Annotated in this window: 32 protein-coding genes; 16 read left to right on the top strand and 16 right to left on the bottom strand. The window is 69.0% G+C overall.

From position 1 onward, the window contains the following. Nucleotide 1: 1 nt before the first annotated feature. Both P1L41_RS04700 and P1L41_RS04695 read left to right on the top strand, forming a co-directional pair. The gene (locus P1L41_RS04700) at nt 2–1,234 is read left to right on the top strand and encodes a HEAT repeat domain-containing protein (protein ID WP_276297711.1); all 1,233 of its coding nucleotides are present in this window, start codon (nt 2–4) and stop codon (nt 1,232–1,234) included. Between the two features lie 99 nt (nt 1,235–1,333). Beyond that, nucleotides 1,334–2,197, top strand: coding sequence for a CheF family chemotaxis protein (locus P1L41_RS04695; protein ID WP_276297710.1), 864 nt, complete (start codon nt 1,334–1,336; stop codon nt 2,195–2,197). Nucleotides 2,198–2,203: 6 nt separating this feature from the next. Here the strand turns inward: P1L41_RS04695 and tenA are convergent, their stop codons facing one another. The 5 genes from tenA to P1L41_RS04670 all read right to left on the bottom strand — a co-directional run bounded on the left by tenA (nt 2,204) and on the right by P1L41_RS04670 (nt 5,250). Then, entirely contained in the window at nt 2,204–2,869 is a 666-nt protein-coding gene (gene tenA, locus P1L41_RS04690; RefSeq protein ID WP_276297709.1) for a thiaminase II, read from the bottom strand. Nucleotides 2,870–2,937: 68 nt separating this feature from the next. Continuing rightward, nucleotides 2,938–3,816 carry a CheF family chemotaxis protein gene (locus P1L41_RS04685; RefSeq protein ID WP_276297708.1) on the bottom strand — a complete coding sequence of 293 codons (879 nt, stop codon included), beginning with the start codon at nt 3,814–3,816 and terminating at the stop codon, nt 2,938–2,940. A gap of 97 nt (nt 3,817–3,913) precedes the next feature. Then, nucleotides 3,914–4,342 (bottom strand): DUF7112 family protein, encoded by a 429-nt coding sequence (locus P1L41_RS04680; protein WP_276297707.1) that lies wholly within the window; start codon nt 4,340–4,342, stop codon nt 3,914–3,916. A gap of 6 nt (nt 4,343–4,348) precedes the next feature. Beyond that, a complete protein-coding gene (locus P1L41_RS04675; RefSeq protein ID WP_276297706.1) occupies nt 4,349–4,744 on the bottom strand; it encodes a 30S ribosomal protein S6e in 396 nt (131 codons plus the stop codon). 83 nt (nt 4,745–4,827) lie between these two features. Further along, nucleotides 4,828–5,250: a dCTP deaminase/dUTPase family protein gene (locus P1L41_RS04670; RefSeq protein ID WP_276297705.1), complete on the bottom strand. Its 423-nt coding sequence runs from the start codon at nt 5,248–5,250 to the stop codon at nt 4,828–4,830. A gap of 88 nt (nt 5,251–5,338) precedes the next feature. Between P1L41_RS04670 and P1L41_RS04665 the strand changes: the two genes are divergently transcribed. Next, nucleotides 5,339–5,770: a DUF5807 family protein gene (locus tag P1L41_RS04665; RefSeq protein WP_276297704.1), complete on the top strand. Its 432-nt coding sequence runs from the start codon at nt 5,339–5,341 to the stop codon at nt 5,768–5,770. A gap of 115 nt (nt 5,771–5,885) precedes the next feature. On the opposite strand, the gene P1L41_RS04660 is transcribed toward P1L41_RS04665, so the two are convergent. From P1L41_RS04660 to P1L41_RS04645, 4 genes are all read right to left on the bottom strand, one after another. Further along, nucleotides 5,886–6,149, bottom strand: a complete 264-nt coding sequence (locus P1L41_RS04660; RefSeq protein ID WP_276297703.1) for a HalOD1 output domain-containing protein — start codon at nt 6,147–6,149, stop codon at nt 5,886–5,888. A gap of 154 nt (nt 6,150–6,303) precedes the next feature. Further along, nucleotides 6,304–6,942 carry a helix-turn-helix domain-containing protein gene (locus P1L41_RS04655; protein ID WP_276297702.1) on the bottom strand — a complete coding sequence of 213 codons (639 nt, stop codon included), beginning with the start codon at nt 6,940–6,942 and terminating at the stop codon, nt 6,304–6,306. A gap of 156 nt (nt 6,943–7,098) precedes the next feature. Beyond that, entirely contained in the window at nt 7,099–8,190 is a 1,092-nt protein-coding gene (locus tag P1L41_RS04650) for a DHH family phosphoesterase (RefSeq protein WP_276297701.1), read from the bottom strand. A 37-nt stretch (nt 8,191–8,227) separates the two neighbouring features. Further along, nucleotides 8,228–8,692 carry a universal stress protein gene (locus tag P1L41_RS04645; RefSeq protein ID WP_276297700.1) on the bottom strand — a complete coding sequence of 155 codons (465 nt, stop codon included), beginning with the start codon at nt 8,690–8,692 and terminating at the stop codon, nt 8,228–8,230. Nucleotides 8,693–8,784: 92 nt separating this feature from the next. Here P1L41_RS04645 and P1L41_RS04640 point away from each other — a divergent pair, with 92 nt between their 5' ends. After that, nucleotides 8,785–9,219, top strand: a complete 435-nt coding sequence (locus P1L41_RS04640) for a universal stress protein (protein WP_276297699.1) — start codon at nt 8,785–8,787, stop codon at nt 9,217–9,219. Here P1L41_RS04640 and P1L41_RS04635 read toward each other — a convergent pair. Beyond that, on the bottom strand, nt 9,216–9,737 hold the full coding sequence (locus P1L41_RS04635) for a GNAT family N-acetyltransferase (RefSeq protein WP_276297698.1): 522 nt from the start codon (nt 9,735–9,737) through the stop codon (nt 9,216–9,218). The genes P1L41_RS04640 and P1L41_RS04635 overlap by 4 nt on opposite strands. Beyond that, nucleotides 9,734–10,105 (bottom strand): universal stress protein, encoded by a 372-nt coding sequence (locus tag P1L41_RS04630; RefSeq protein WP_276297697.1) that lies wholly within the window; start codon nt 10,103–10,105, stop codon nt 9,734–9,736. The genes P1L41_RS04635 and P1L41_RS04630 overlap by 4 nt, the downstream gene beginning before the upstream one ends. Nucleotides 10,106–10,225: 120 nt before the next feature. Between P1L41_RS04630 and P1L41_RS04625 the strand changes: the two genes are divergently transcribed. Together P1L41_RS04625 and P1L41_RS04620 are read left to right on the top strand one after the other, a co-directional pair. Continuing rightward, nucleotides 10,226–10,912, top strand: coding sequence for a DUF5806 family protein (locus P1L41_RS04625; RefSeq protein WP_276297696.1), 687 nt, complete (start codon nt 10,226–10,228; stop codon nt 10,910–10,912). A 51-nt stretch (nt 10,913–10,963) separates the two neighbouring features. Beyond that, nucleotides 10,964–11,353, top strand: coding sequence for a hypothetical protein (locus P1L41_RS04620; protein WP_276297695.1), 390 nt, complete (start codon nt 10,964–10,966; stop codon nt 11,351–11,353). 18 nt (nt 11,354–11,371) lie between these two features. On the opposite strand, the gene P1L41_RS04615 is transcribed toward P1L41_RS04620, so the two are convergent. Together P1L41_RS04615 and P1L41_RS04610 are read right to left on the bottom strand one after the other, a co-directional pair. Further along, complete coding sequence (locus P1L41_RS04615) at nt 11,372–12,673, bottom strand: dihydroorotase (RefSeq protein WP_276297694.1); 1,302 nt, start codon at nt 12,671–12,673, stop codon at nt 11,372–11,374. Nucleotides 12,674–12,698: 25 nt separating this feature from the next. Then, nucleotides 12,699–13,382 (bottom strand): lipoyl protein ligase domain-containing protein, encoded by a 684-nt coding sequence (locus P1L41_RS04610; protein ID WP_276297693.1) that lies wholly within the window; start codon nt 13,380–13,382, stop codon nt 12,699–12,701. Between the two features lie 332 nt (nt 13,383–13,714). Between P1L41_RS04610 and P1L41_RS04605 the strand changes: the two genes are divergently transcribed. Next, on the top strand, nt 13,715–14,557 hold the full coding sequence (locus P1L41_RS04605) for a DUF8155 domain-containing protein (protein WP_276297692.1): 843 nt from the start codon (nt 13,715–13,717) through the stop codon (nt 14,555–14,557). A 21-nt stretch (nt 14,558–14,578) separates the two neighbouring features. On the opposite strand, the gene P1L41_RS04600 is transcribed toward P1L41_RS04605, so the two are convergent. Then, entirely contained in the window at nt 14,579–15,151 is a 573-nt protein-coding gene (locus P1L41_RS04600) for a cysteine hydrolase family protein (protein ID WP_276297691.1), read from the bottom strand. Nucleotides 15,152–15,227: 76 nt separating this feature from the next. Between P1L41_RS04600 and P1L41_RS04595 the strand changes: the two genes are divergently transcribed. From P1L41_RS04595 to P1L41_RS04560, 8 genes are all read left to right on the top strand, one after another. After that, a complete protein-coding gene (locus tag P1L41_RS04595) occupies nt 15,228–16,349 on the top strand; it encodes an Hvo_1808 family surface protein (RefSeq protein ID WP_276297690.1) in 1,122 nt (373 codons plus the stop codon). Beyond that, complete coding sequence (locus tag P1L41_RS04590; RefSeq protein ID WP_276297689.1) at nt 16,346–16,738, top strand: hypothetical protein; 393 nt, start codon at nt 16,346–16,348, stop codon at nt 16,736–16,738. Before P1L41_RS04595 ends, P1L41_RS04590 begins: the two co-directional genes overlap by 4 nt. Continuing rightward, nucleotides 16,731–18,074: an Hvo_1808 family surface protein gene (locus P1L41_RS04585; protein WP_276297688.1), complete on the top strand. Its 1,344-nt coding sequence runs from the start codon at nt 16,731–16,733 to the stop codon at nt 18,072–18,074. Before P1L41_RS04590 ends, P1L41_RS04585 begins: the two co-directional genes overlap by 8 nt. Before the next feature lie 190 nt (nt 18,075–18,264). After that, nucleotides 18,265–18,441: a hypothetical protein gene (locus tag P1L41_RS04580; RefSeq protein ID WP_276297687.1), complete on the top strand. Its 177-nt coding sequence runs from the start codon at nt 18,265–18,267 to the stop codon at nt 18,439–18,441. Nucleotides 18,442–18,521: 80 nt separating this feature from the next. Next, nucleotides 18,522–19,676, top strand: a complete 1,155-nt coding sequence (locus P1L41_RS04575; protein ID WP_276297686.1) for a nicotinate phosphoribosyltransferase — start codon at nt 18,522–18,524, stop codon at nt 19,674–19,676. Nucleotides 19,677–19,770: 94 nt separating this feature from the next. Next, nucleotides 19,771–20,595, top strand: coding sequence for a M48 family metallopeptidase (locus tag P1L41_RS04570; RefSeq protein ID WP_276297685.1), 825 nt, complete (start codon nt 19,771–19,773; stop codon nt 20,593–20,595). A gap of 100 nt (nt 20,596–20,695) precedes the next feature. Beyond that, the gene (locus P1L41_RS04565; RefSeq protein ID WP_276297684.1) at nt 20,696–20,980 is read left to right on the top strand and encodes a DUF6360 family protein; all 285 of its coding nucleotides are present in this window, start codon (nt 20,696–20,698) and stop codon (nt 20,978–20,980) included. Nucleotides 20,981–21,036: 56 nt separating this feature from the next. After that, the gene (locus P1L41_RS04560; RefSeq protein ID WP_276297683.1) at nt 21,037–21,336 is read left to right on the top strand and encodes a CPCC family cysteine-rich protein; all 300 of its coding nucleotides are present in this window, start codon (nt 21,037–21,039) and stop codon (nt 21,334–21,336) included. Here P1L41_RS04560 and P1L41_RS04555 read toward each other — a convergent pair. Then, complete coding sequence (locus P1L41_RS04555) at nt 21,333–22,184, bottom strand: ZIP family metal transporter (RefSeq protein ID WP_276297682.1); 852 nt, start codon at nt 22,182–22,184, stop codon at nt 21,333–21,335. The two genes, P1L41_RS04560 and P1L41_RS04555, sit on opposite strands and share 4 nt — an antisense overlap. Nucleotides 22,185–22,269: 85 nt before the next feature. On the opposite strand from P1L41_RS04555, the gene P1L41_RS04550 reads away from it, so the two are divergent. Then, nucleotides 22,270–23,625: an arylsulfotransferase family protein gene (locus P1L41_RS04550; protein WP_276297681.1), complete on the top strand. Its 1,356-nt coding sequence runs from the start codon at nt 22,270–22,272 to the stop codon at nt 23,623–23,625. Here P1L41_RS04550 and P1L41_RS04545 read toward each other — a convergent pair. Next, nucleotides 23,622–24,758, bottom strand: a complete 1,137-nt coding sequence (locus tag P1L41_RS04545; protein ID WP_276297680.1) for a site-2 protease family protein — start codon at nt 24,756–24,758, stop codon at nt 23,622–23,624. The two genes, P1L41_RS04550 and P1L41_RS04545, sit on opposite strands and share 4 nt — an antisense overlap. Between the last annotated feature and the right edge of the window lie 8 nt (nt 24,759–24,766).

Here is a 24,766-nt window from a genome sequence, read left to right as displayed (position 1 = left end):
GATGAGCCTCTACGAACTCGAACGGAGCGGCGACGTCCAGGAGCTCGTCAGGGTGCTTCGGGAGAGCGAGAACGAGCGCGTACAGCGACGCGCAGCGGAGCTGTTGGGGAACTTCCCCGACCACGACGACCGACGCGACGTCGTCAACGCGCTTGTCAGGGCCGCACAGAGTGACAGCGACGCGGTCACTGCCACCGCTATCGACTCGCTGGAGGAACTCGGCGGCGACGCCATCGAGCAGCTCATCGGGAGCATGGCGGGCATCGACCTCGAGGACGACGCCGCCGACTGGGTGAAAGCCAAGGCGTTCATCCAGGCACTGGACGCGGATATCCCGGAGTTGCGGATGGCCGCCGCGAACGGGCTGGGGAACCTGGGACAGACCGATGCCGTGCCGAAGCTCGCCGAGCGCTTTTCCGACCCCGACCCGCGAGTGCGGGCCCGCGCGGCCCGGTCGGCCGGGAAGATCGGCGACTCGCGGGCGACCAACCCGCTGGAATCGATGCTGACCGACCCGAAGGCCGCCGTCCGGCGGGAAGCCGCCGAAGCGCTGGGGAACATCGGGAACCGGCAGGCGCTCCAGGCCCTGTTGCCGATGTACGAAGACGACAACGAGCGCGTCCGGCGCATCGCCGTCGGCGCCTTCGGCAACTTCGGGAACGACAAGCCGGTCGACTACCTCGTCGAGTCGCTGTCGGACGACTCGCCGGCGGTCCGGCGGGCCGGGGTCTACTCGCTCATCGAACTGCTGGCGAACGTCCCGACCGAGCAGAGCCACACCATCCGTGAGACGGTCGTCGAGAAACTCTCGAGTACGGACGACCGGAGCGTGGTCGTCCCCCTCGTCGAAATCTTAGAAGAGAGCACCCAGGCGGCACAGAGACGCAACACCGCCTGGCTGCTCGGCCGGGTCACCAGCGACGCGGAGCGCGACCGGGTCATCGACGCGCTGGTCGAGGCCCTGCGGGCGGACGACCAGATGCTCCGACAGTTCGCGGCCACCAGTCTGGCCGAGCTGGGCGGCGAGGACAACATGGTCGAGCGCCGGCTGCTCGACATCGTCACCGACGGCAGCGTCGCCCCCGACGTCCGCGGGCAGGCGATATTCACCCTCGGGAAGGTCGGCGGGGAACGCTCGCGCAAGGAGCTCGACCGTCTCGTCGACGAGACGGACCACGACGTGGTCCGCAAGAAGGCGTTCTCGGCGCTCTCGAAGCTCGGTGGCCGTGGATGAGCCGACGACTGGTGGGTCGGCACAGTCCGTTGGGCACGACCGGAGGGGGACCCGTTAAGTCCCGCAGGATCGTAACCCAGGACAGCACGGAGTAGCACGATGAGCGACGGAGAACGGAAGCTGGTCGACACCCAGGGCAAGTTCGTCCAGGTCATCAGCGACGGCCGGAAACAGAACGACATCGAGTGGACGCCGGGCCGCATCCTGCTGTCGAACAAGCGACTCGTGCTCGCGACCAACGACGGCAAGCGGACCATCCCCCTGTCGTCGCTCACCAGCGTGGCGGCCAGTCAGATGAACCAGCCGCTGGCACAGGTCGACGGGTACATCAAACTCCAGGCCGGCCGCGACGTCTTTCTCGTCTCGGCAGAGGACGACGAGGCGTTCGAGGAACACCTCTACAGCTCGCTTCTGGACCAGGTGGTCGTGCTCGTCGACCACCCCGCAGTGAAAGGCGGCGTCGTCCAGGAGACCGAGTGGGAGAAGGCGCGGCTCAAGATGGACGGGGACTGCGTCGACCTGGCGATTCAGAGCGGCACCTTCGTCCAGCTGGAACTCGACGACGTCGGCACCGTCGAGGCCAAACAGAAGGCGATTCGCGGGTCGGAACGCCCGGTGCTCGAGGTGGAACACACCGTCGACGGGACGAGCGTCGAGACGCACATCACCGGGACCCCCCGGCACGTCTCGCTGCTCGAAGGCCTCCTCCGGCAGGGCGAGCAGCGGAACAACACCGACGACGTGGACCTCTCTCCGGAGGAGACGCAGGTGCTGATGGCGCTGTACTCCGGCATCTCGCCGTTCAAGATACCCGACTTCGTGGACATGGACGTCGAGGAGGTCGAGGCGGTGTACGACCGGCTCATCGAGGCCGACATCCTCGAACCCGTCCGGACGCGCCGCGAGGTGCACCTCGAGGCCCGCGGGCGGTCTATCGCCGGCGACGCCATCGCCGACCAGTGAGCGGGCTCACACCGACCACGTCTCCTGGCGCCACGCGGCGTCCCAGAAGCGGTACTCGTAGCGAGTGGAGGTTCTGAACAGGTCGCGGTAGCGCTCGCGGTCGGCGTCGGTGGCGTCAGCCGCGACGTCGGCCATCAGGTCCTTGCACCACTGCGCGAGGTCGGCGAACTCCTCGTCCGAGTAGGTCCGAATCCACTCGGCGTAGCGGTCCTCGTCGGGCAACCCGTCGGCCCGGAGCCGGACGGCCGTCTCGTGGAACCCCCACATACAGGGCAACAGCGCGGCGACGAGGTCGCCGAAGGTCCCGGTCGCCGCGACGCGAACGAGGAAGTCCGTGTAGGCGCGCGTCGTCGGCGAGGGGTCGGTGGCTTCGAGGTCGGCCTCGGAGATGCCAAAGTCGGCGGCGTACTCCCGGTGGAGGTCCATCTCGGTGTCGAGCGTCGAGTGCAACAGCCTCGCGAAGGTCGTCATCCGGTCGAGGTCGGGTGCCTTCGAGGCCCCCAGCGCGAAGACGCGGCTGTACGCTACCAGGTAGACGTAGTCCTGCCGGACCCAGTAGCGAAACGGGGCCTCGTCGAGCGTCCCGTCGCCGAGCTGTGCGACCATCGGGTGGTCGAGCGTCGCCGCCCAGATGGGTTCGGCCACGTCTGCCAGGTCGTCGATGACGGACATACGGACAGGGTTGCCGCTCGCGGGGCTATAACGTACCGATATTCGTCGGTGGTACCGTGTCGTCCGACTCAGGCGTTGACGTCTTCGAGGTGGCGACTGGCGACGACCTTTCCTTTCGGCGTCAGCGAGGGGCCGTCGTCGGACGCTTGGACGAGATTGTCGGCTTCCAGGTCCTGCATGAGCATCGAGACCTGTGCGGCGTCGACGCCGAGGATGCTGGCCAGCGGCATCCCGTCCAAGCCGCCGGTGGAGTACAGCGCGACCAGCACCTCCTTCTTGTCCCGTGTGAGGTCGACGTCCTTGAGTTCCTCCATGAGCCCGGAGTACTCGCGGCGGAGGTACCGCCCGAGGACGGCCATCTTCCGCGGCGAGGGCAGGGCCGCCAGCGTCGTCACGGCCTTGCCCCCCTCCATGTGGCGGACCTCGAGTACCGGCCGCGTCGAGCCGGCGATCTCGCGCTCGGTGCGGCCGAAGTCGGAGACCGTCTCGAGGTCGACGGTGAACGTCGAGTCCTCGCGCCGGAACTCGACCGAGCCCTGTGTCAGGAAGAGCCGGGCGGTCACGAACGACTCGTCGGTGACGCGCCCGCCGACCCTGGCGCGCCGGGTGACCGTCGTCTCGGTCCCGTTGAGGATGGCCTTGAACAGGAGCGTCCCGAACTTCTCGATCTTCTCGTCGTCTGCCTCGACGGCCGCCGCGAGTCGTCGCCCGCCTTTCTCGAAGGCGACGGTCACCGTGGAGTTGAAGAAGTCGCCGAGGTCGTCGGGCACCTGGCCGATGGCCACGTCGAAAATCGAGTCGAGCGGGATGGTCAGTTTGTCGTCCTGGTTGGCGATGAGGACCAGGCGCTTCTGGGAGAGCACGATGCGGCCGTTGATGGGGTCCGACCGGGCGGCGACCTCCGAGTTGAATTTGCCCACGAAATCCGCGATAACTGATTCGGACATGGGCGGGTTGGTAGCAGGGTTGTACGCCCCCGATATTGAGCGTTTCGAGCCACTATCAGTCGAGAGAATGGCTTCTATCGGTGAGAATCGGCCGCCCTCAGCCGTCGAGCCCCTCGGCGATGTCGGAGAGCGACCCCTTCGGTCGTTCGGTCGTGGTGTAGACGACCCGCGTCCCGGGCGTCCGGAGCCCGTACTCGTGGTCGGCGGTAATCACGTCGAGGTGTGCGCTCCCGCCCAGCGAGACGGTGGCATCCGCGACCCACTCGGCCAGTCGGTTCTCGCCGTCGCGCTCGCGGGCGAGGCGGGCGTTGTCCGCGGCGTGGGTGACGACGAGGTTCCCGTCGAGGTCACGCTCGACCGCCGCGTGGTACTGCGTGCCGTCGAGCGCGAGCCGAACGACCTGCCCGTCCTCGAGGCCCAGGTCGTCGGGGAGGCCGACCCTGGGCCGGTCGGTCCGGCCGACACGCTCGAGCGAGACGCGACGGGTCTCGACGGCGTCGTGGTCGCTCGGAACGCGGTCGGTCACGGGTCGTTACTCGTCGTCGTCGTCCTCGCCCAGCAGGTCGTCGACGGCCTCGCTGCCGCGGGCGGAGATCTTGGCGTTGATCTGACGCGTGTCCTCGCCGACCTCACGGCCGCGGATGGTGATGCGCTTGCGCTCGCCGTCAGCCGTCGGCTTGAAGCCGACGCCGCCGTCGGACATGATGGCCTTCGTGGCGGTCCCGCGGACGTCGGGCCGCATCGGTCGGCCCGCCGTGTCCGAGCCGCCGGTGAGTTCGAGCGAGTAGCCGGTCAGGCCGACGGCGGCACCGTCGACCTCCTCGCCGAGTTCGCGGCCGATGAACCGGTTCGCGTCCTGTCCGTCCACGTCGATCTGGTAGGTGTGGCCGCTCTCCGGGTCGGAGACGGCGACCGTGAATTCTGCCATACCCGTGTCCAGTCAACGGCGAGGCAAAAGCGCATCGAACCGTCCTCGCGGTCACGATGGGCGTTGACACGGCCCGAGAAGCGTCACTCCTGGGCGGCGACGACGGTGCTGACCCGCGCGTTCTCCTTGAGTTTCAGTCCCGCGCCACCCACGGACAGGGGGACCCGTGGCAGTGCGTCGACGTGTAGCGTCGGGTGCGACCCGCCGCGTTCGAGCAGTTCCGTCCGTGGCTGCAGTGTGACCGTCGCCTCGCCGGTCAGTCCCTCGTTGTACTCGATGAGGTACTGACCCTCGCGGAGCGTCCACCACTCGTAGTCGTCGTCGGGATCTCGCTTGTGTGTCTCGTGGAGCGCCGTCGTGGCCGCTTCGAGCTCGCCGCCGCCGAAGTCGATGCGGCCGGGGTCCGTAATCTCGTAGACGGCGGCCACGGTGAGGTCGAAGCCGGGGCCCTCCGTCTGTGTCGCTTCGTGGACGACGTCGGTGACGTACTGGCGGAATTCTGCCATGCGTGACAGGTCGAGCGGGAGGGACAAAACGGTAGGTGCTGGATTCCGGAGCGCGTCACTTTTGGGCCGGCGGCGACTCGGAGCCAGCATGAGCAACCACAGCGAGTTCCTCGCCGGCGAGCGACCGGACGACGTCCTCTTTTTCCTCCACGAGGACGCCGTCTCGAACCCCGGAGCGCTGGCGGAGTACGCCGAGTCGGTGGACGACGGGCTCGTGCTCGTCCTGTCCGGTGACGACGGCCGGAGCGCCTTCCAGTCGGCGACCGGCATCGACCCGATGCGCCTCGCCCAGGAGGCGATGGGCACCGACGGGGTCGTCCACGACGACCTGACGGACGCGAACTGCCCCGTCGCCGAGGAGGAGCCCGACGAAGACCACACGACGCGGTTCGTCTTCGCGTTCGCCGAGGAACAGAACGAGGAGGTCGGCGGGCTCTACGCCGAGGGCGACGTCATCCACGCCTACGCGGTGTGTGCCTGTGGCGAGCGCTACTCAGATAAGTGGGTCGTCGACGCCTAGGCCGGGGCGAACGGCGACGGGCAGCATCGTGTGCGGTCGTCCTGCGCTCCACGACGAGGTCGACGAGACGGTACAGTAAGACCGCTTGGCGGCGGCGTCACTCCCGGACGGCCCGTCACGCGGGAGCCGTGACCGTGATGCTGCCCTCGTGTTCGATTCGGACCCGACAGTCTGCGTATCGAAACGTGAGGGCGAGGAGCCCGGCTCGGCCGACCGGACGCCCCCAGAGCTGTGCGACGCTCTCGACGTCGACGGCCCCCTGGAGCGGGGGAAGGTCGAGCGGGTCGCTGTCGAGGGTCGAGGCCACGGCGGCGACGACGGCCTCTGTGACGCCGCGGCCGGCGAGTTCGAACCGCTGACTGGCGGGTTCGTCGGTCATCGTGGTATGGGTTGACAGCCAGGTATATTAGTTCTACCTTCATAGGTACGCCGAGAGGTGATACACCAATATGCACCGGTGGCACGACCACTCCGTGTCGTCGCCGCTCCCTTCGAGAATCGTGGCCCGCGGTACGGGTCCCGGTACACCGGGGTTAGCTGTCGAATATCAGGCCGTCGACGACAGTGTTCATCGCGCGCCGGAGCCGCTGTGAGATGGCCTGTTCGCTGACGCCGAAGTGGTCTCCGAGGTCCGTCAGCGTCGCCGTCCGTGGCACCTCGAAGTACCCCAGCTCGTAGGCCGTCACCAGCGTCTGCCACTGGGTCTGGGTGAGCCGGTCCTCGATTGCGGGCGCGTGGGGGTTGTAGATACCGTTGACCTCGAGCGAGATGTCGTTCTCCATGCAGATCTCGTTGAACTCGTGGAGGGCGTCGCGGTCGGGGAACCGCAACCTGAGCTCCCACTGGCCGGTGATTCCCTTGCCCTCGAGGATGGCGCCGTCGGTCTGCATCAGCGCGTCGACGATCCCGTTCACCTCGGGCGTCCAGGTCACCTGATACAGGTGTCGGTCGTCGACGGTGGTCAGGCGCTCGACCGACTCGACGATGTCCTGTGCCACCAGCTCCGCCTCGATGTGTTCGGTCGAGCCGTTGGACACCCAGAAGAACGGCAGCAACCGGTCGCCCAGGGGGACCAGCCGCTCGATCTCGACGTGCATCTCGGGATTGTTCGTCAGCAGCGCCCCGAGCGCAAAGGAGTCCCCCGCGAGCGTCAAGTCGGTTATCGTTGCCATAGGTCGACCTTCGTATTTTAATGTAAAGCGTATATATAAATAGTCCTGTCCCCTCGCTGTCGAAGTCACGCCGATGCGTTGCCTGCTGCGTCAGACGTGCTCGAGCTGCCGGGCCGACTGCCCCCGCCATCAGACCCGCCGCTTCGCTCCGAGGGCTTAGCGCTCGGTGTCGACGCCCTCGCCGTCTTCCTCGGGCAGGCGCTTGAACGCGTCGACGATGGCCTGTTTCGCGACCGCGCCCTGTGTCGTCCAGTGGTGCGCGTAGTCCAGCATGTCGTCGTAGATGTCCGGCTTGCAGCCCGCCGCCTTCGGATGGCCACCGCCGTTGACCTGCTGGGCGACCTCGTGGGCGCGCTCGAAGGTCTCGGTCCCGCGGATGGACGCGGAGCCGGCGGGTTTGACGATGACGGCGGCGTCGGCGCCTTGCTCGCGGAGTGCCTCGGCGACCTCGTTCTGTGAACAGCGGCCGTAGGTGACGCCGACAGTCCACTCGCCGACCTCGCGCAGCTCCGCGCGGTCGACGGCCTTCGTGACGAGCGCCTCCTTCTCGACGCGCTTCTCGGCGATGAACTCGTGGACCGCCTCGGAGAGGTCGGGGCCGTGTTCGTCGATGGTCTCGATGTACTCCTCGGGTTCCGACCAGTAGGAGTAGTCCGCGAGGTCGTCGCTCCGCGGGTCCTCGCGAATCCAGAGGTCGTGGTCCCGCGTCACGGCCGCGAGGTCGGCGTACTGCTCGTCGAACTCGTGGTCGAGCTCGGCCAGCGCGACGTCGGCCGTGCAGACCTCCTCCGAGTCCCCCACTGTCCGCTCGACACCGGCGCGGTCGACCAGCGCCGCCAGCTCGTCGGTCCACTGGTGGTGGTCGAACCAGACGACGCGCTCGACGTGGTCGGTGAGGTCCTCGAGTGCCCCCAGGTCGGATTCGCTGTCCGGGCAGAGGTCACAGACGAACACGGTCGCGTCCGGTTCGGCGTAGTCGGCGGTCCAGGCCAGCGCCTCCTGGAGTTCGTGTGGGCCGGCCGGCAGCAGGGCGCCTTCGCCGTGGGCCTCGCGAATCAGCGCGGTGCAGGCCAGGCCGTCGGCGTCGGGGTCTGCGATGACCACCACGCCGGCGTCCGTGAGAATGTCGCGGGCCTCGGCCTCCGCCTGCTCGGCCTCGAATGAGTCGGGGAAGAAGAATCCCTCACCGGGAAGGACGGACTTGCGTCCGAGAGAGAGTCTATCGTCGTCGATGAGCCAATCGTCCATGCTCGGACAACCACCGGCACCGGCAAGAATCCGTCGCCTACGCCTCGTCGCGCTCGGCGTTCGGTTCGCCGTCGAGCTGACGGACGGTGAGGACCGGCATCGGCGCCCGTCGAACGATCTGCTCGGCGACGCTCCCCAGCAGGAAGGCGTGTTCGCCGTGCCGGCCCCGGGTCCCGGTGGCGACGACGTCGGCGTCGTGTTCCTCGGCGTAGGCGACGATCTCGGTCGCGGGGTCGCCCTGCCGGACGGCCGTGACGAGTTCCTCGTCGGTCCCGTCTTCGGCCGCCTCGAGGACAAAGGAGAGGGCGCGCCCGCCGGTCGTCGCCAGCGCCCGTTCGAGCGCTTCGCGGACCTCCTCGGGCGTGGTTTCGACCTCTTGCTCGTCGACGACGTACAGCGCGTGGACGGTCGCGTCGAACCGCGCGGCGAGGTCGAGTGCGGCCTCGACGGCCCGCTGGGCGCTTCCCGAGCCGTCGGTCGCGATGACCACCGTGTCGAACATACGCCGGGCTACCGGGGGAACGAATAAAAAGCCGCCCGGTCCGGACTCGCGGCTCGGTGGCTTTTTGAGCGGGGCCGTCCGAGACGTTGGTGATGGACATCGACCTCGTGCTCGTCCCGGTCGACGGCAGCGAGCAGTCGGAGCGAGCGGCCGAGTACGCCATTGCGGTCGCGGAGCGCTACGGCGCCGACCTGCACGTGCTGTTCGTCCTCGACGAGCGCCTGCGCCGGGATATCGACGCCGGCCGGGTGGACCCCAAAGAGATCGCCGAGGACCACAGAACGTTCACGGACAGCGTGCTCGAGGCGTTCGACCACGGCGAGGAGCGAACGCTGTGTACGTCGACGGCGACGGCGTTCTCGGAGGGGCGACTGTTACAGACCCCCGGAAGCGTCGTGCTGGACGTCGCCGAGGACATCGGCGCCGACTTCGTCGTCGTCCCGCGTGAGCGGGGCGGCGAGGAGGCCATCGGCCGGGCCGCCCAGTACGTCCTCGAGTACGCCAGCCAGCCCGTCCTGTCGGTCTAGATCCGGATCGTCATCTCGAGCTCGAACCGCTCCGAGTTGTTCGTCTGGAACCCGACCTTCCGGTACAGCGCGATTGCGGGGTCGTTCCAGCGCTCGACGGTGAGCCACACCTCCTCGACACCGTTGTCCTGCCCCAGCCCCAGGAGCGTCTGGACCAGTTCGGTGCCGATGCCGGCGCCCTGGTAGTCCTGGTGGACGAAGATGGCCAGTTCGTTGTGACCGTGACGGTCCGGGACGAGCGTCGTGTGGCCGACGGCGGCGCCTTCGTGGCGAGCGACGACGTTGAAACAGTCCTCGCTGAGGATCGAATCGAGCCAGTCGGCGATGGCGGGCTCCTGAACCGGGGGAATCCCCTGGGCCCGGTCGGCCGGGTCGAAGTTGAGGTACATCTCCATCAACGCCCCGCGGTCGGCCTCGTCCGCGGCCTCGTAGGTTATTTCGCGACCCGTCCGGTCCGCGAGCGTCCGTGGAGGCGCCGGGAAGTCGCCCGCCGGCTCCTCTGGATAGTCGACCGTCATCGAATCAACGTCACCGGAGTCTGTGCGTTCAGGAGGACGAACTCCACGATGGAGCCGAGTTGGATCTTCCCGAGCGGCGAGCGTTTCCCACCCCCGAGGACGATGCGGTCGAATCCCCCGTTCTCGGCCAGTTCGACCAGTTCGCCGCCGGGCTGGTCGCCCTCGACGTAGCAGATGTCCGCCTCGAAGCCGGACTCTGCCAGGCGTGCCTCGACGCGCTCTCTGATCTCGTCGCGGGTCGCCTCGGCCTCCTCGCTGCTGAATATCGCGACCGTCAGATCGTCGCCGGCCTCGTCGGCCCGCGAGATGGTCTCGCTGAGGGCGTAGTAGGACAGCTCGCTGCCGCCTACCCCGAGTAGTATGTTCATACCCGTCGTATGGCCACGGCCGCTCAAAAACCCACCTGACCGGGCGTCCGGTCCGGGCGGCGTTCACACGGCGCTCCGGGCGGCGACACGTTTTACCGGCACCGGTGCGCACACTCGCCCATGACCGAGGGCGCACCGACCGACGAGCCGGAGACAGACGCGACGAGCGAGGAGCCCACACGAGTGGTCGAGCCACACGACCCCGACGAGCAGACGCCCGACGTGGCCGAGGACGGTGCGGCCGACACGGGGGAGCAAGCCGTTGCAGGGCCCGACCTGCCGCCGGACGTCCGGAAGTACGACCGCTTCAAGAAGATCGAGGGTGGGACCTACGACCGCGCCAACGAGTTCCTCCGCGAGCGAACGTACGTCACCGCCCGCGAGTGGGCCATCGCGCGCCTCTGTGCGGACTTCCGGACCGAGACGGGCGTCGAGATGACCAAAATCGGCGAGAACCTCCCCGAGCTGGTCCCCTTCATGACCGACACGTACACGCCACAGGCGGTCAACCAGGCCCGGGCGGCCTTCGAGGAGAAGGTCCGGAAGGCCGGTGCCACCTTCCTCTACGGCGCGATGTGTGACTTCTTCACCGCCGAGGAGCTCGACGACGTGATGTACGAGGCGACGGAGGTCGCGAAGTTCCTGCTCGAGGTCGAGGGCGTCGACCTCGCCGTCGAAGACGAGATGGACGCCGAGGACCGCATCTCGACGGTGATGCGCGAGGTGCGCGAACACTCCGCGGCGCTGCGCCACGACGAGGTGTCGTGTCCCGAGTGCGGCCACGAGTTCGGCGTCGACGAGAAGTGACCCACCGATAGCCTCGCCACCGTTATCTGTCGGCCGTCTGAACTCCGGTCGATGGACCCCCGCACGAAAGTCCTCCTCACCGATGGGTTCGTCGCCGTGCTCGGCCTCGCGCAGGTGTGGCTGAACGTCGACGACGGCGTGGCGTGGCCGCTCGCGGTCCTGTTCGCGGCCGTGACCGTCGTCGCCGCCTACGCCGGCGAACACGGCTTCGTGGACCGACTCCCGGGCTCCGGATTCGGACGGACCGTCGCGCTCGTCGTCGTCGGAGGAGCAGCGATACTGGCCGGCGGCTTCGTCTTCGGTCCGGACCCAGTCACCTCGGTGCTGTTGGCGGCGCTGGCCGGGCTCGGCGCCGGCATACTCTGCTACCGGACCTATTTCGGCGTCGTTCGGCCGGTTCCGGCCGCCCGTCTCGAACGGGCGCGACGGCGGCAGGCGTAGTTAGCTCGCGCCGAGAACCTACTCCAGCAGTTCCGCGTCGGCGTCGCGAACGTTCGCCCCCTGGTGGTTGTAGAAGACGTCCTCGTCCGGGTCGCGCTCGTAGACGACGGTGCCCCGAACCATCGTCCACTCGGGGAACACCGCGTCGAAGCCCTCGAAGGGCGTCCACCCGCAGTCTGTGTGGCGCTCGGCGGCCCGGATTTCGGTCGTCTCGGTGGTGTCGACCAGCACGAGGTCGGCGTCTTTGCCCGGCTCGATGGCGCCCTTCTGGGGAACGTCGAACACCGCCGCTGGGTTCGCGGCCGTGAGGTCCCGCACTCGCTCGTAGGTGAGCGCAGTGTCCGGGTCCGCCGCCTCGGCGAGCAAGAGGGGGAACGCCGTCTCGACGCCGGGCACGCCCGACGGAGCGTCCCAGATGCTGGCGTCTTTCTCCTCGCGGGTGTGGGGCGCGTGGTCCGTCGCGATCATGTCGACGGTGCCGTCGGCGACCCGGTCGTAGACCTGCTGGCGGCGCTTCTCCCGGCGCAGCGGCGGGTTCATCCGGCCGAACGTTCCCAGCTCCGAGAGGTCGCGCCGCGAGAGCAGGAGGTGGTGTGGCGTCACCTCGGTGGTCATCCCAGCGTCGGCCGCGATGTCGATACCTTCCGGCGTCGACGTGTGGGCGATGTGGATGGTCGCGTCGTGCGCCGTGGCGACCCGACAGGCCCGTTCGACGGCCTTGGCCTCGGCCTCGGCGGTTCGGTAGGCGCTCCAGGCGTCGGCGTCGTCGCGGGCCGTCGCGTCCTCGTTGAAGTAGTCGGCGTCCTCCGCGTGGACCGTGACGGTGACGTCCCGCTCGGTCGCGGCCTGCAGTGCGTCCTCGAACAGGTCGGCCTCGATACCCATGTCGCCGGTCGAGTCCGCGAGGAACACCTCGCCGAGGGCGAAGAGCTGCCGACCCAGGAGGTCGTCGGGCACCCAGTCGGCGGTGACGCCGCCGTTTATCCCCCAGTCGACCAGCGAGTCGGCCGCGAACTCGGCTTTCCGGTCGAAGGCCGCGCCGTCGATGGTCGGCGGGTCGGTGTTGGGCTGGTCGACGACGGTCGTCACGCCGCCGGCCGCGGCCGCTCGCGAACCGAATGCCCAGGTCTCCTTGTGCGGGTACCCGGGCTGTCGGAAGTGGACGTGCGCGTCAATCATCCCGGGGAACAGGCGCTTGCCGTTCGCCGCGACGACCTCGTCGGCGGGCGAGAGGTCGCGACCGACCTCGGCGATAGTCTCGCCACGCACCCGGACGTCGCGCTGGCGGCCGTCGGGGAGCGTCGCGTTGCGGATGAGCATACCAGGGGGTCGGCCGGGGTGGCTCCTAAGTCTCCCGGATGCGTTCGACGCGGGTGTCCGACCCGTCGGCGAGGGCGCGTTCGAGCGCGCGACAGACGGCCTCGGGGTCGTCGTCGCCGCCGGCGCGGCCGACGCTCCCCACCGAGTTCGGGTCGAACGGGACCCCCAGCGCCTCGTATATCGGGTCGAGCACGCTGGCGAACAGCTCGTGGTCGCTGACGACGACGATGCCAGCGGTGAGGGCGACGGACTCCCGGACCCGCTGGGCGAGGCCGACTATCTTGCCCTCGGCCTGGAGCGAATGGGTGCCCGGGCAGAACGAGTCTGGCGGCTCACCTTCGCGTGCGTCGACGCCGACGTCAGCGAGTGCGCGCTGGACAGCCTCGGTCATCTGGTCGTAACGAGTGTGGATGCCGCCCCGACCGTCCGCGGTCGGTTCGGCGAGCGCGAACGCGACCGTCGTCCCGGTGTAGGCGACGGCCCGACCCCCCACCTCACGTTCGAGGACGGCGTAGCCCCAGTCGGTGGCAATCGCACAGGCGCGGTCGTAGTCGTCGGCGCGACGGTCGCGGCGGCCGAACGCGACCTGTCGGTGCGGCGTCCAGGCCCGGAGAGCCGGCTCGCGGTCCTCGGCCACGCGAGCGACCATCTCCCGGGTCCGGGCGTAGTCCTGTTCGTAGTCGGCGGCCCGTCCGCGGAGGAGACGCATACCGCTCGTAGGGGCCGGACGGACAAAACCCCCCTGACAGTCTCAGCGGTCGTGTTTACTTTAGCAGTTATGCGTTCACAGAGCCAGAAAGCCCAGGCCCGCAGGTCATCCGGCTTCGGGTGGGACTTTCTGGCTGTTCACTCCCGAGGTCCCTTAGCTAAACACTCCCGTCCCAGATAGCGAACAGGCGACACACGGCGACCGCGACGGGACGTGTCGCACACCCGCGTCCCCCGCCGCGGTGACGGTCAGCGCACGGTGGTGCTGGTCGCCCGACCGCACTTGAACCCTCGGCCGACAGCCACATGCTGATTCGGGCCGAACGGCCGTCAATGGTCACGGTTCCCCGGGACGTACTCCACCGGTACTACCGGTTCTCGCTGTACAACTCGCCGTTCGACGCCCACGACGAAGGCTGTGCGATAGACCTGTACCCGTCGGGGAAGCGAGCGCCCTCACCCGTCGCCGGCGAGGTGCTCGATACGAAGCAGGTCAAGGCGCCGCCGAAGCCCTACGCCGCGGAACACGACTACCTGCTTCTGGTCGACACCGGCGACTACGTCGCGCGCCTGCTGCACGTGAACCCGAGCGTCGAAGCCGGCGAACGAGTGGCCGTCGGCGACGACCTCGGCGAACTGGTTCGGGCGGGCTTCTTCGCGCCGTGGGTCCCGAACCACGTTCACCTGGGCTTTCGCGAACGGGACGCGAACCCCTACCGTGCGGCGGGGTCGCTCCCGGTCGACGTTGGCGTCGACGTCGATCCGCTCCGGTGGGACGGCACGGGACGGGTCGTCGAGGCCGGGGAGACCTGGGCGCGACTCGACCGCCCCGTCCATCCTGCCCCCGGCGAGCGGTTCGTCGGCATCGCGAACGACGCGGGCGGTGGTGTGGTCGACGGCGGGTTACCGCACTACGACCGCGGCGGGCTGCTGGGCGTCGGGGAGAATAGACCAGGGCAGCCGGTCAGTGTGGCCGGGACCCTGGTCGGTGTCGCCGACGGCCGGACGGTCGCGTGGGACGACGTCACCGTCCGTGCCAACGGCGAGCCTGTGGTAGGGCTGGCGCTGTGCTGCTCGCGCGATATCGCGGGCGTGAAACTCGTCGGCGAGGGCATCGACCTCGCGGTGGGCGAGTCGGTGACCGTGACGGTCGACCGCGAGGACTCGTTACCGTAGCGCTCGCGGTGGGCGACCGGTTCAGTCGAACGTGACGGCCTCGCGCTCGGTCACTTCGCCGAACAGCCAGTCGGCGTGTTCGACGGCGTACTCGCGGTGGTCAGGTTCGATGAAGCCGACGGCGTCCTCGACGAGCACCGGCCGGAAGTCCCGGAGGCCGGCGCTGGAGGCGGTGTGCAGGACACAGACGTTTGCGAGCGTCCCGCAGATGACCAGGTCGTCGATGCCGTGGGCGTCGAGCCACCCTTCCAGTTGGGTCCGGTAGAAGGCGTCGTAGGTGTGTTTCTCGACGACCAGGTCGGCCTCGCGGGGGTCGAGTTCGTCGACGAGTTCCGCTTCCCAGGAGCCCTCGACGACGTGCTCGCCCCAGCGCTCGAACTCGTCGTAGTAGTGGGCGTCCTCGAACTGGTCGGGCGGGTGGACGTCGCGGGTGAAGACGACCGACGCGCCCGCCTCGCGGGTTCGCTCGACGAGCGCGGCGACCGGGTCGATGGCGTCCTCGCTGGGCGGGGCGTAGAGGCTGCCGTCGGGGTGACAGAATCCGTTCTGCATGTCGACGATGACCAGTGCGGTGCTGTCCGGGTCGAACTTCATGTGGCACCGTAGGGTGGGGAGCCCTACCAAGGTTGTCCCGTGTGACTTTTGCCCGTGCTTCCCCTGGGATGGGTAGATGCGCCGCCTGTCGCTCATGTCTCTCCTCTGTGCGCTCGCCCTGGTGCTCGCCGGGTGCCAGGCGCCCGGGTCGTCCGCGGCCAGCGACGGCACCGACGACCGGACCGCGCCGGAGACGGCGACGACCCCAACACCGGAGACGGTCGTCCTCGAGGTGGCGACCGAGACGCCCGCAGCGCCGGCGACCGAAGCCGAGACGGCGACGCCGGGCGACGAGCCGCGGCCGGACCCCGAGACGGACCGCCTGGGGTGGGAAGACGGGTACTGGGCCAACGAGTCGCTGTCGATAACGACAGCCGACGGCCTCGACGAGCGCGAACGCGACGCCGTCGTCGCCCGGGCGATGGCCCGCGTCGAGACGGTTCGGGGACTGGAGTTCGAGGCGTCGGTGCCGGTGCGACTCGTCTCGCGCGCCGAGTTCCGCAATCGCTCGGGCGGCGACTACGGCGAGTCGCTCCGTCGGTTCGACGACGCGAAGTTCGAGGCGCTGTTCCTGATAGGCGAAGACGAGGACTCGATTGCCGCCCAGGACCAGCAGCTGGGCGCCAGCGTGCTCGGGTACTACAGCAGTTCGGCGGACGCCATCGTCCTCGTCTCGGAGACGGAGACGCCCCGGCTCAGCGAGCGGACGCTGGCCCACGAGCTCGTCCACGCCCTGCAGGACCAGCAGTTCGGCCTCGCGAGCGACGCGCGGACCCGCGACGCGGTCCAGGGCCGGAACGGCCTCGTCGAGGGCGACGCCACGGCGGTCGAACAGGCCTACCGCGAGCGCTGTGCCGGGGCGTGGGACTGCGTCGAACGGCCGGCGAGTGACAGCGGCGGGGGCGACCAGCACTTCGGGCTGAACTTCCTGCAGTACTTCCCGTACAGCGACGGCCCGGGACTGGTCGCGGCGCTCCGCGAGCGCGGCGGCTGGGCGGCGGTGAACGCCGCCTACGCCGACTCCCCGAGAGCGCCGCCGAGGTCATCGACCCGAGCCAGTATCCGGAGTGGCAACCCGAATCGGTCGCACTGGCCGACCGGTCGAGTGCCGACTGGGAGCGGGTCCGCCCCGACGGCCGCCCGAACTACGCCGTCGTGGGCCCCTCGGCTATCGCCGCGTCGGTCGCCTACACGGTGACCGACGACTACAACGGGAGCGCCGTCGTCCGGGCCACGGACGTAGTGAACTTCGTCAACGGCGAGGTCGACGACGGCGACCCGTACAACTACGACCTGCCGGCGACAGACGGGTGGCGCGGCGGCCGAATGTACGTCTACGAGAGCGGGACCGAGACGGCCTACGTCTGGAAGACAGCCTGGGCCACCGAGGCGGACGCTCGCGAGTTCGCCGCCATCTGGGCACAGGTCGTCGTCCACTGGGGCGGGCGGGAGACGGCCGAGGGGACCTGGGTCATCGAACCGTCGAGCCCCTTCGCGGACGCCGTCTCGATACGCGTCGACGGCCGGACGGTGACCGTCGTCAACGCGCCCGACGAGGCGGCGCTCCGGGAGGTCCACGATGCGTAGGGCCGTGCTGGTGGCGCTCGTCGTGGTCCTCGCGGGATGTAGCGCGCCGGTGTTCGACGGCGGGCCGGTGTTCGGCGGGAGCGACCACCCCGAGGCCCCGCCCGGCGGCGACACGATCGGCTGGGAGTCCGGCTACTGGTACGACGACCCGGTGTCGGTGACGACCGAGGACGGCCTCAACGAGAGCGAGCGCGACGCCGTCGTCGCCCGGACGATGGCCCGCGTCGAGCAGATTCGCGAACGGGAGTTCACCGAGCCCGTCCCGGTCGAGATCATCTCGCGGGCGGCGTACCGCAACCGCTCGCGCGGGAACGGGAGCGCCGCCGGCCCGCCCGAGGACCCCTGGAACGACCAGGTGTGGGAGGCGCTGGTCCTCATCGGCGAGGACGCGGGGAGCAGCGAGGCCATCGACGACACCTTCTCGACGACGGTCCAGGGCTTCTACTCGCCCAGCGAGGACCGCATCGTCATCGTCAGTCCCACGGAGACGCCACAGATAGACCGGGCGACGCTGGCCCACGAGCTCGTCCACGCCCTGCAGGACCAGCAGTTCGGCCTGAGCGGCTCCCCGGAGACCCAGGACACCCAGCTCGCTCGGCAGGGCGTCGTCGAGGGCGAGGCGAACTACATCCGGGCCCTCTACGAGCGGCGGTGTGAGGACGGGTGGGACTGCATCGACCGACCCGAGCGGAGCGGCGGTGGCGGCGGCGGGAGCGTCAACGCCGGCCTCTTCACCGTCGTCTTCCAGCCGTACGCCACCGGGCCGACGTTCGTCTACCAGGTCCGCCAGCGGGGCGGCTGGGACGCCGTCGACGCCCTCCACGAGAACGTCCCGGACAGCAGCGAGCAGGTGCTCCACCCCGAGAAGTACCCGGACGAGAAGCCGGTCGACGTGACGGTCCGCGACCGCTCGACAGACGAGTGGGAGCGCTTCGACCACGACCCCGTGGGCGACACCGTCGGGGAGGCCTCCATCTTCGCGACGATGTACCACAACAACCAGACGCAGAGCGACAGGTACAGCTACGACAGCGAGATATCGGCCGGCTGGGGCGGTGACACCGTGGTCCCGTACCGGAACGGGGACGGCGAGTTCGGCTACGTCTGGCAGACGACGTGGGACACCGAGGCGGACGCCCGCGAGTTCGCCGCCGCCTACCGGGCCATCCTCGTCGAGGAACGGGGCGCCACGAACCCGCGGGCGAACGTCTACGTCGTCCCCGAGGACGACCCCTTCGCCGACGCCTTCCGTGTGGTCCGCCGGGGAGAGACCGTCCGTATCGTCAACGGGCCGGCGGTGGCCGACCTGGACGCGATTCACCGTCCCGTCGGGTGAGGACGGGCGATATAGAGCAGTACGGACCGGACCGTAGCGATACGTTCAATTCATAGGTAGGTTCTTGTATTTGAGACTACAAGAGGGTCGTGTCGGTACGCAGCCGTCCGGTGGAAGCGCCGGGTTCGGGAGGCCACGCCGCCGAGCACACGCCAGCGGACGGTAGCCCACCAGCGACCGGTTACAACACATGACAAAAAGTGACACACCCCCCGGCTACACCTGTCCCCTCTGTGGGGCGGCCGCATCGTCCAGGAACGACGTCTACGTGCACCTCCAGGTCGACCACCGCAAGAGCGCCATCTGCGAGGCGCTGGTCGAGGCGACCGACGTGAAGCGGTCGGAGCCCGTCGTCGCCGGCAACTGAGCCACCGGGAGCGGTGTGACGACGGTCGGACCGCGAGAGCCGACCGGGCGGCTTTTTGAATCCCCGGCCGAAGAGCGCCTATGAGCGAGGAGTTCGACATCGTCTCACCAGAGACGATTCGCGAGGGGCGGGCGACGGACGCGTACTTCGACCGGACGATGGAGGCCCTGGAGTACGCCGGCAAGAACCCGGACGTCGTGGCGGAGGTGACCGCGGACCAGTTCCCGACGGGGACCTGGAACCTGCTCGCGGGCCTGCCCGACGCCGCGTCGCTGCTCGAAGGGCGTGCGGTCGACGTCGACGCGCTGCCGGAGGGACAGCTGTTCGACGGCGGCCCCGTCCTCCGCATCGAGGGGCCCTACCGCGAGTTCTGTCGCCTCGAGACGGCGCTGCTCGGCCTGCTCTCACACCCGACGGCAGTGGCGACGCGGGCGCTCGAGGTCCGCCACGCCGCGCCGAACTCGACGGTGCTGAGCTTCGGCTCGCGACACCTCCACCCCTCGCTTGGCGCGATGGTCGAGCGGGCGGCCCTGCTGGGCGGGCTGGACGGCTTCTCGAACGTCGCCGCGGAGGACACCGTCGGCCGACGCGCCGGCGGAACTATGCCCCACGCGCTGATGATATGTTTCGGCCGCGGCGAGCAGGAGGCCGCCTGGCGGGCCTTCGACGAGGCCGTCCCCGACGACACGCCCCGCATCGCGCTGGTCGACACCTACTCAGACGAGGTCGACGAGGCGCTCCGGGCCGCCGAGGCCGTCGACGACCTGACCGGCGTCCGCCTGGACACGACCGGGTCCCGCCGGGGCGACTTCCGGCACATCGTCCGCGAGGTCCGCTGGACGCTTGACGCCCACGGCCACGAGGACATCGACATCTTCGTCTCGGGCGGCCTGGGCCCCGAGCAACTCCGGGCGCTTCGCGACGTGGCCGACGGCTTCGGCGTCGGGAGTTTCGTCTCGAACGCCGACCCCCTGGACTTCGCGCTGGACATCGTCGAAGTGGACGGCGAACCAGCCGCCAAGCGCGGGAAGCTCACGGGGAAGAAGGCCGTCTACCGCACCGCGGACGGCGGTCACCACATCGGCCTGGCCGACCGGAACGCGCCCGACGACGCCGCCGAACTGATGGAGCCACTCGTCCGCGACGGCGAGGTGGTCCGCGAGTTCGATTACGAGACCGCCATCGACCTGGCCGCCGCCGACGCCGAAGAAGTCGGGTTCGGCGACGACGCGTAGGGTTCCCCGGTCGACCCGCCGGCGGTCGCGGGCGTTGGGCCCACACGCGGCGAAAGCCAGGAGACTTACAACCTTCCACCGGTGAGCCATGGGTATGACTGACTTCGGACTACGACTGCGGATGCTCGTCGTCGGGGCGATACTGTTCGCCTTCTATCTGTTCGCCGGGACCGCACTGTCGGTCCTGCTGAACCTGCCGCTGGTGCCGGTGTTGCTCGTCGGCATCCTCGTCGTGCCGGCCGTCCAGTACAAACTCGGGAAGTGGATGGCACTCAGAGGGGCTTCGGACATGCCCGACGACGCGCAGTACGGGCACGTCCACCAGAAGGTCAGGCGGCTCTGTCGCGACATGAATCTCGAGGAACCCCGGCTGATGGTGATGGATATGGGCGTCCCCAACGCCTTCGCCGTCGGGCGGAAGGGCGCCGGCGTCGTCGTCGTCTCGAGTGAACTGATGCAGCTGCTCGACGACGACGAACTGGAGGGCGTCCTCGCCCACGAGCTCGCCCACATCAAGAACCGCGACGTCATCACGATGGTCGTCGGACAGTCCATCGGGATGCTCGTCGGCTACGTCGCCTACTTCGCGGTGCTGTTCGGCGGCGAGCGGAACATGGGGTCCTGGATACTGGCGATGGTCGCCTCGTCGCTCGCGAACATGCTCGTGATGGTGTTCGTCCTGGCCATCTCGCGGTACCGTGAGTACGTCGCCGACGCCGACGCGCGCGAGGCCATCGGGAGCGGCGACCCCCTGGCCCGTGCGCTCCAGAAGATCTCCCGCGGCGCGTCGGGACGCGAGTCGAAGGTCGACGACAACCTGAACGCGCTCTGTATCTTCAACGCCGACGAGGGACTGCTCCAGCGACTGTTCTCGACGCACCCACCGATGGAGAAGCGAATCGAGCGGCTCCGGTCGTAGCGCGGGCGACCCGCTTCACGAGACTCGTTGTCCGTTCGGGTAGGCTATCGGCACGCCGACGAACGCAGACGTTTATTGCCCGAGTCCCGAACCCCTGAGTATGGTAGACCGCATCATGAAGGTCAACGCGTACACCACGTTCGACCTGCTGGACGGCCGGGTCGAGGGCCACGGCTTCGAGGAGGAGGCGCTCGCGGTGCTCAACGTCACCGCGCCGCGGACGAACCCCGACCACGTCGAGCTCCAGGTGGAGCTGGACAACACCGACATCGAACACGTCGAGCCGCACGCCGACACGGTGACGCTCTCGGCGGCCCAGGCCCGCGAACTCGCCGACGAACTCGAGAAGTACGCCGCGAAGGTCGAGGCCGCACAGTCCGAGTGACCGCGACACGTCACCGACCGAACCATTCATTGGTGTGGCCACGCATACCACAGCCGATGGCCACCCAAACACCCGGGAACCCGGCGGCACGGGAACTGGGCTACTGCCCGTGCTGTGGTTACCAGACGTTACCGGAGGGGGCACCGGGGTCCTACGAGGTCTGTCCGGTCTGTCACTGGATGGACGACCCCATCCAGTTCGGCGACGACGACTACGTGAGCGACACGAACCACGTCTCGCTGGCGACCGCTCGCGAGAACTTCGAGGAGTACGGCGGCTGTACCCCCGACGAGGCCGACAGCTGTGCCGACCCCGACGGGTTCGACCGGGACCCGAACTGGCCCTACGACGCCTAGCCGAGCGAGATGTCCAGGTACAGCATGACGATAGCGCCGAGCATCAGCCCCAGCGTCGCCACCCGCTCGTGGCCGTGGCGGTGGGTCTCCGGGACTATCTCGTCGGAGATGACGAAGAGCATCGCGCCAGCGGCAAAACCCATCGCGTAGGGGAGCAAGGGTTCGACGAGCGTGACGGCGACGGCGCCGAGGATAGCCAGCGGAATCTCGACGACGCCCGCCCGGACGCCGGCGACGACGGCGTACAGGCGACGGTCCAGCCCGGCGTTGATGGCCGCGACCGACACCGCCAGTCCCTCGGGGATGTTCTGGATACCGATGGCGAGCATCAAGGAGAGCGCACCGCCCAGGCGGGCCGGGTCACCGGCGGCCGCCCCAAACCCTACCCCGACGGCCAGCCCCTCGGGCATGTTGTGTAAGGTTATCGCGAGGATGAACAGGACGACGCCGGCCAGTCGCTCGTCGTCGACCGCGAGCGTCTCAGAGGGGTTGGCCGCGTCGGGTCGCTTGCGCCCCGACAGCAGGTAGTGGGCGTGCGGGAGGAAGCGGTCGGCCTGGTCCAAGAAGAGCGCGCCCAGGGCGACACCGAGCAGCGTCGGAACCGGGTTCCCGCCGGAGTACTCCTCGATGCCGGGGAGGATGAGACTCGTGAACGCCGCCGCGAGCATCACGCCCGCCGCGAAGCCGAGCGCGGCGTCCAGGGCGCGCTCGGACGGGTCGCGCCAGACCAGCACCAGCGACGCACCCAGGAGGTTCAGCGAGGCGATGACCAGCCCACCGGCCAGTCCCTGGACCAGCGGGTCGGTCCCCACCAGCGAGACGAACACGTCGACGAGTCCCGACTGCATCGTCGGGGACTGCGACGGCCCGCGGTTTGTAACTACCGCCGGGCCGTCGGAACGCTTTTTTCTGCGGTCCACCGAGACCAGGCCAATGGAGCGTGCCACGCGCGGCGTTGCCCTGGTCGCCCTCAGCCTCTTCGTGCTCGGGCTGACGCTCGGTATCGGGGCTGCGACGGCCCCGGACCGCGGCGTCGCCACCGCCGGCGACGGCACCACCGGGACCCTCGTGGGCTCCCAGGGCGGCGGCCCCGGGTGGCACGAGAAGGGCAGCGTCTACCTCGTCGAGAACGGGTCGATAGCCTGGCGCGAGGACAGCGCCGACAGCTACTTCGACGTGACGATGCTGCCCGACGGCACCGTCATGGCGGGGTTCATGCACTCGGGCTACGACTCCGACTGCGGGCCCTACGAGACGCCGTGCACCAAGACCGGCTTCCGCATCATCGACCCGGACGCCGCGGGCGGCCCGGCGGTCGTCGGGGAGTACGCGTTCCCGGTCCGGACCGCGAAGAACAGCGAGACCCACGACGTCGAGCGCTTAGCCTCGGGCGAGTACCTCCTCTCGGACATGGAACACGAGCGGATATTCACCGTCCGCGGCGTCGAGTCCGACGACCCCGAGATAACCTGGCAGTGGAACGCCTCGTCGTTCTACGACGCGCCGCCGGACCCGACCCGCCGGGACTGGCTCCACATCAACGACGTGGACGCCGTCAACCAGACCCACTATCTCGTCTCGGTCCGCAACGCCAACCAGCTCCTCCTCGTCGAGCGCGGCGCGGGCGTCGTCGAGGTCGTCAACGCGGACCACGGCGGCGACGACGGCAGCTGTCAGGTCCGCGGCGAACAGCTGGCCGACTTCGACGGTGACGGCGACGTCCGGTGTGGGAACCCCGAGGTGCTCGACCACCAGCACAACCCCCAGTGGCTCGGCGACGGGGCGGTCCTCGTGGCCGACTCGGACAACGACCGCGTGGTCGAGCTCCACCGGGCCGACGACGGCCGCTGGGAACCCGCCTGGACGCTCACCCGCGCGGGCGGTATCGACATCCGCTGGCCGCGCGACGCCGACCGGCTCGACAACGGCAACACGCTCGTCACGGACACGCTGAACAAGCGCGTCTTCGAGGTGACACCCGACGGGACCGTCGTCTGGAGCACCGAGACACCGAGCGACTCGCCCATCCCCTACGAGGCCGAACGGCTCCCGGAGGGCGAGCGCGTCGGCGGCGTGCTGTACGGACCCGGCGACGAGAGCGGGGCCGAAAGCTCCACGAGCACGCCAGCCCCGACCCCCGAGAGCGTCCCGGGCCTGTCGCTCGCGCTGGTCGGCCTCCAGGCCGTCGCCCCGTGGACCCCGTTCTGGTTCGGCGAGCTCCACCTGGCGCTCGCAGTGCTATCGGTGCTCGGTGTCGTTATCGGGACCGGCACGTGGTATCGGGGCTAGAACGGCGACGGTGACCCGACGAGCCGGCGCATCTCCATCGCCGAGGCGAAGTCGGCTCGCGAGACGACGCGTGTGCCGTCGATACCCTCGACCAGCGCCGCACTCGACCTGGCCCCGTCGAGCGCGACCAGCGCGTCGAAGGCGGTCATGTCGGCCGCGAAGCGCGGGAGGTCCGTCTCCATCAGGTCGGCGACGGTGTCGGCCTCGCGTTCGGCCTTGGAGAGCGCCTGGAAGTCGCTGATGGTGACGACGCCGACGGCCTCGCCGTCACGGACGACGGTGAACTCCGTCGAGCGCGTGGCGAACATCTTGTCGACCAGCTCCTCGACGCTGGCGTCGGCCTCGACGGTGTCCGTCGCGGGCCGGGCGACGTCGCTGACGGTGAGGCCGTCCAGTAGGTCCGACAGCGCCACCGTCCGCGACTCGCCGGAGGCCGCGCTGTAGACGAACAGCGCGAGCAGGAGCAACATCGGCGAGAAGGAGAGGACGCCGACGACGGCGAAGAGGACGGCGAAGGCGGTCCCGATGCGGGCGGCCAGCCGGGTCGCCGAGGCGTACGGCCGGTTGCGCGCCAGTAGCGCCCGCAGGACCCGGCCGCCGTCCATCGGGAACGCCGGGAGCATGTTGAACACCGCGAGGAGGAGGTTCGTGACGGCGAGCCAACCGACGACGAACGTCGTCACCTGCGCGCTGGCGGGGAGCACCAGCAGCGCGATGTAACAGACCAAGGCGACCAGAATCGAGGTCACCGGCCCGGCGACGGCGATCCAGAACTCTCGGTTCCACTCGCGGGGCATCGTCTTCAGGCTCGCGAGGCCGCCCAGAATCCACAGGGTGATGGACTCGACCTCGAGGTCGTAGCGCATCGCCATCCACGAGTGGCCGAGTTCGTGGACGGCGACGCTGGCGAACAGCCCGACGGCGGCCGCGGTGCCGATGAGCCACGGGGTCTGCCCCGCCATCAGCCGACCCATGTCGAACGTGACGCCGGCGAGCGCGCCCACAAGTCCAGCGTACACTTCGATCTGTGCACCGCTCCCGATAATCCAGGCCAGTATCGGTAGAAAGACCAGCAGCGAGATGTTCACCCGGATGGGGATGCCCCAGACCGTCGTGAGATGGTAGTTTCGCACACCGGACC

Source organism: Haloarcula ordinaria (assembly GCF_029338275.1).
Taxonomy (GTDB): Archaea; Halobacteriota; Halobacteria; order Halobacteriales; family Haloarculaceae; genus Haloarcula; species Haloarcula ordinaria.
The sequence above is the reverse complement of the archived record's forward strand: the minus strand, read 5'-3'. Positions and strand labels throughout refer to the sequence as shown.